At 68.4% G+C, this 4,939-nt stretch carries 4 protein-coding genes, 1 tRNA gene and 2 pseudogenes; 4 read left to right on the top strand and 3 right to left on the bottom strand.

Annotated elements, in window-relative coordinates:
* A pseudogene (locus tag DSP71_RS23725) lies at positions 1–357 on the bottom strand (ATP-dependent DNA ligase); the annotation flags it as partial.
* Positions 358–414: 57 nt separating this feature from the next.
* Here DSP71_RS23725 and DSP71_RS12240 point away from each other — a divergent pair.
* Entirely contained in the window at positions 415–1,224 is an 810-nt protein-coding gene (locus tag DSP71_RS12240; RefSeq protein ID WP_046748976.1) for a Ku protein, read from the top strand.
* A gap of 10 nt (positions 1,225–1,234) precedes the next feature.
* Here the strand turns inward: DSP71_RS12240 and DSP71_RS12245 are convergent, their stop codons facing one another.
* Together DSP71_RS12245 and DSP71_RS12250 are read right to left on the bottom strand one after the other, a co-directional pair.
* Positions 1,235–2,014: a DedA family protein gene (locus DSP71_RS12245; protein ID WP_058631818.1), complete on the bottom strand. Its 780-nt coding sequence runs from the start codon at positions 2,012–2,014 to the stop codon at positions 1,235–1,237.
* A gap of 96 nt (positions 2,015–2,110) precedes the next feature.
* Positions 2,111–2,192: transfer RNA gene (locus DSP71_RS12250), tRNA-Leu, on the bottom strand.
* Positions 2,193–2,345: 153 nt separating this feature from the next.
* On the opposite strand from DSP71_RS12250, the gene DSP71_RS12255 reads away from it, so the two are divergent.
* The 3 genes and pseudogenes from DSP71_RS12255 to DSP71_RS12265 all read left to right on the top strand — a co-directional run.
* Positions 2,346–3,620, top strand: coding sequence for a CpaF family protein (locus tag DSP71_RS12255; protein ID WP_258546411.1), 1,275 nt, complete (start codon positions 2,346–2,348; stop codon positions 3,618–3,620).
* Positions 3,620–4,390 carry a type II secretion system F family protein gene (locus DSP71_RS12260; RefSeq protein WP_396652057.1) on the top strand — a complete coding sequence of 257 codons (771 nt, stop codon included), beginning with the start codon at positions 3,620–3,622 and terminating at the stop codon, positions 4,388–4,390. The genes DSP71_RS12255 and DSP71_RS12260 overlap by 1 nt, the downstream gene beginning before the upstream one ends.
* A 5-nt stretch (positions 4,391–4,395) precedes the next feature.
* A pseudogene (locus tag DSP71_RS12265) lies at positions 4,396–4,939 on the top strand (type II secretion protein F); the annotation flags it as partial.

Raw genomic sequence — 4,939 nt, forward strand, 5'->3', positions numbered from 1 at the left:
GATCGCGGCGACCTGCGCGAGCCAGACGAGGGTGGGGACGTCGTCGACGAGCGGATACTCCTTGGGCCCGTCCGAGTGCTGGATCGCCTGCCGCGGGATCCACGACGGTGCCCCCGGTTCGAGCTGCTTCGTGAAGAACGCGTCAGCCGGCGCCTGCGCTGTTCCGACACCTTCCACCCATCGCTTGCGGGTGACGGGGCGGCCGTCGAGGAGGGGGAGCAGCAGAGGTGCGATGGCCGTGTAGTACGCGATGACCTCGCCCTTGGTGGTGCCGGTCTCGGGGTAGACGACCTTGTCGAGGTTCGTCACGCGCAGGCGGCGGCCGTCGACCTGGACGATCTGCGCATCTCCCACCATGGAGCCAGCGTAGTCAAGGGCTGGTCGTGACGGCTGTGGCTGGTGTCTACTGGTGTGATGAGGACGATCTGGAAGGGCGCACTGACGTTCGGGCTCGTGAACGTCCCGGTCAAGGTGTACTCCGCGACCGAGGACCACGACGTGCCGCTGCATCAGGTGCATGAGAAAGACGGCGGTCGCATCCGTTACCAGCGCACCTGCGAGGTCTGCGGAGAGACCGTCGCCTACGCCGACATCGACCGCGCGTACGTCGAGGAGGGCCAGACCGTCGTCCTCACGAAGGACGACCTCGCCGCGCTCCCCGCCGAGAAGAGCAGGGAGATCGACGTCGTGGAGTTCGTGCCTTCCGACCAGGTCGATCTGCTCACGCTCGACAAGCCGTACTACCTCGAACCCGATTCCAAGTCACCGAAGGCGTACGTCCTCCTGCGCAAGACGCTCGAGCAGACCGACCGCACGGCGATCGTGCGGTTCACCCTGCGGCAGAAGACGAGGCTCGCCGCGCTGCGCGTGCGGGGGAAAGTGCTCGTGCTGCAGACGCTGCTCTGGGCCGACGAGGTGCGCGAAGCGGCGTTCCCCGCGCTGGACGAGGATGTGCGGATCTCGAAGAAGGAGTTGGAGCTCTCGGCGTCGCTCGTGGACAGCTACTCGGCGGACTTCGATCCCGAGGAGTTCGTCGACGAGTACCAGAAGGAGCTCCGCACGCTGATCGACGCGAAGATCGAGGCAGGCGAGACGTTCGACGTCGCGGAGACCTTCGGCGAAGCCGAGAAGGCGGCCGAGGGCGGCGAGGTCATCGATCTCATGGAGGCTCTGCGTGCGAGTGTCGCCCGCTCGAAGGAGGAGCGCGCCAAGAACGCGGGCTGACCGACCGCGGTCAGTGCTTGCCGTCGCCGTCCAGGTCGGGAGCGCGGTCGAACACGTCGGCGTCGAGCACGAGCTCCTGCGCCTCCTCAGCGTCGGTGACGACGTCTTCCCCTGCTGCGGCAGCCTTCTTCGCCTTGTGGCGCTCCGACAGGTAGTGCCACAGCGTCACCAGCGCCGTGCCGCCGACGGCCGCGAGCAGGATGAGGTCGATGTAGTTCTCCACGAACGTCGCGACCGGCGGGATGAACCCGATGAGGTAGCCGAACATGGTGAGCCCGAAGCCCCACAGGATCGCACCGATCAGGTTGTAGAGCGTGTACTTGCGCCACGGCATGTGACCGACACCGGCGGCGACCGGGGCGAACGTGCGCACGATCGGCACGAAGCGCGCGAGGATCACGGTGATGCCTCCGAAGCGCTCGAAGAACGCGTTCGTGCGCTCGACGTTCTTCTTGCTGAAGAGTCCCGACTCCTTGCGCTCGAACACGGCCGGTCCGCCCTTGTGCCCGATCACATAGCCGACCTCGCCGCCGACGAAGGCCGCGAGGCCGATGAGCAGGGCGACCCACCAGACGTTGATGCCGAAGACACCGTGCTCGGAACCCGCGATCGGGTGCGAGAGAAGGCCCGCGATCACGAGCAGCGTGTCGCCGGGAAGCAGGAAACCGACGAGCAGACCGGTCTCCGCGAAGACGATGAAGCACACCACGAGGAGCGCCCACGGCCCGGCGGTCCCGATGATCGTGGCGGGGTCCAGCCAGGGGATGAGAGCGGTCGGTGCGTGCAGCATGGTTTCGAGCACTGGGAGAGTCCCGTCGGTCGCGATTGGTCGGCGGTGTAACAGAGCGATGTCATGGCGACCTGAGAAGGCTGCCGTCGTCTCTCGTGCGGAAGGTGGGACTTGAACCCACACGCCCTGGGGCACAGGAACCTAAATCCTGCGTGTCTGCCAATTCCACCACTCCCGCGCGGTGGGATAAGTCTACTGATCGCCGAAACCGGGTATCTGGGGATCCGCCCGCAGTCCGAGCCGGGCCGGGAGTCTGCGGAGGGGATGGGACTCCAGGTCGGCTTGTGGATAACTTCGGAGGCCGCGCGTCGAATGTTGCGAGGATGCCTGAGTGATTCGTCCGTCCGCCCTCGTCGCCGAGCGTGTGCGTTCGCGTCTGCGCGCCGAGGGCATCGACCCGTCGATCGATCCGGACGGGGCCTGGCGCATCGCCCACGCCGAGGTCCGCCGACACGACGATCTCGCCCTCGCCCGCGGTGAGGCGTTGATCGACGATGAGGCCGCATGCGTGCGGGAGGTCCTGGCGACCTTGAGCGGATTCGGCGCGCTGCAGCCGCTGCTCGACGATCCACAGGTCGAGGAGATCTGGCTGAACGGCGCAGGGCACGTGCACGTCGCGCGCGAGGGCACGGCCGAGCGGACCGACGTCGTGCTCGATGAGGTGTCGGTGCGCGACCTCGTCGAGAGGATGCTCCAGTCAACGGGGCGGCGAGTCGACATCAGCCAGCCGTTCGTCGACGCTTCGCTGCCGGACGGGTCCCGTCTGCACGTAGCCATCGCCGATGTAGTGCGCGGTTCGTGGGCTGTCAACATCCGCAAGTTCCTCCCGAAGTACCGATCCCTCGCACTGCTGACGGATCAGGGCATGATGCCTCGCGGTGTCGCGGATCAGCTGCGCGTGGCGATGGACGCCGGCCGCAGCGTGATCGTCTCCGGAGCGACGCACGCAGGCAAGACGACGATGCTCGCCGCGCTGCTGGCTTCCTGCGCCGACACCCAGCGCATCGTGACAGTCGAGGAGACGTTCGAGCTGGCCGTTCACGGACCCGATCTCGTCTCACTCCAGGGACGCCAGGCGAGCCTGGAGGGTACGGGGGAGATCACGTTGCGGCGACTGGTGAAGGAGGCGCTGCGTATGCGACCGGACCGTCTCGTCGTAGGCGAGGTCCGGGACGCGGAAGCCCTGGACCTCGTGCTCGCCCTCAACACGGGGGTTCCCGGCGCCTGCACCGTGCATGCGAACTCCGCGGCGGAGGCGATCGAGAAGCTGACGATCCTCCCGCTCCTGGCCGGGCGCAACATCGACCGCGCGTTCATCGCGCCCGCGCTCGCCGCGTCGATCGACCTGGTCGTGCACTGCGTTCGAGACCGGGCAGGTCGGCGATACGTCCAAGAGGTCATCGCACCGACCGGTGACGTCGACGAAGGCAGAGTCCGGACCGAGCAGGTGTACCGGGTGGCAGACCGCAGGGATGTCGTCGTGGAGCGCATCGCCGCTCGCCGGGTCGGAGCCTCATCGAGACGGTCTTCGTCGGTGCCCTCCTCGCGGCGGGGGTGCTGCTGTGCGTCTCCCCGTGGATGTGGCCGCCTTCCGACGATGCCGTGATGACGATGAGGCAGGGGCGACTCGCCCGTCTGATCGAGGAAGCGGGCATGGAGGGGCTGTCGCAACGTGGACTCCTCGCCATCGTCGTCGTAACCGGACTGATGACGGCATCGGGTGCATGGCTGCTGACGGGGATCCCCGTGCTCTCCGTGCTGGCCGGTCTTGCAGGCGCAACTGCGCCGATCGTGTTCGTGCGAGGGCGACGGATGCGCCTGCGACGGTTGCGTCGCCAGCTCTGGCCGGACGTGTGCGATCTGCTGATCGCGTCGATCCGCGTTGGCTTGTCGCTTCCCGACGCGGTGGCCGGTCTGGCGGAGTCCGCGCCGAAGATGCTGCGGCCGGCGTTCATCGTGTTCGCGCGGGACCTGCGGGCGAGCGGCAGGTTCGAGACCAGCCTCGATCGACTCAAGACGACGCTGTCCGACCCCATCGGCGACCGCATCGCCGAGACGCTGCGGATGGCGCGTCAGGTGGGCGGCACCGAGCTCATCAGCGTATTGCGGGCACTCTCCAGCTCGGTGCGGGCGGACGCGGCTCTCCGTGGGGAGGTCGAGGCGCGGCAATCCTGGATCCGCGGTGCCGCCGTCCTCGGTGCCGTCGCCCCGTGGGTGATCCTCGGCCTGCTCGTGCTCCGACCGGAAGGGGCGGCGGCGTACGGCACTCCCGAAGGCGTGCTCGTGATCTGTCTGGGCGCGGCCGTCTCTGTGGTCGCCTTCCACATCATGGTCCGCATCGGTCGACTCCCCGAGCCTCGGCGGTGGTTCGGATGAGCGGGATGACGGCTCTCGCGAGCGCCGTCCTGATCGGGTGCGGCTTCGCCGCCGGGGTGCTGAGCGCGCTTTCCGCGCTTCCACGGTGGAGGGCGGCATCGCTGGCCGTACGGATCGGTCCTTACGTGCGCGACGTCGTCGCCGATGATCGTCTGCCACGAGGTGTCCTCCCGGCCGCGGGCGCGCTGCCCGCGAGTTCGCGGACGCTGTGGGAACGCGCACGAAATGCGTTCGAGAGTCTGCTCGGCGGGGGAGAGCCCCTCCGCCGGCGTCTGGCACAAGCCGGCGTGCGGACCGACCCTGCGGCGTTCCGCGGCAGGCAGCTCGGGTGGGGCCTCGCCGGGATAGGGGTGGGGGCGATCGGGGTGACCGTGCTCGCACTCACGGGCCGCCTCTCCGTGCCGACGGGCGTGCTGCCTCTGCTGTGCGGGGCGGCGGCGGCCGCCGCCTACGACCTGCAGCTCTCCGCGCGGGCCAAGGCGCGACGGGTGCGGCTCACGGATGAACTGCCGACGACACTCGAGTTCCTGGCCCTCTGTCTTTCCGCGG

Source organism: Microbacterium sp. H6 (genome assembly GCF_003314775.1).
GTDB lineage: Bacteria > Actinomycetota > Actinomycetes > Actinomycetales > Microbacteriaceae > Microbacterium > Microbacterium oxydans.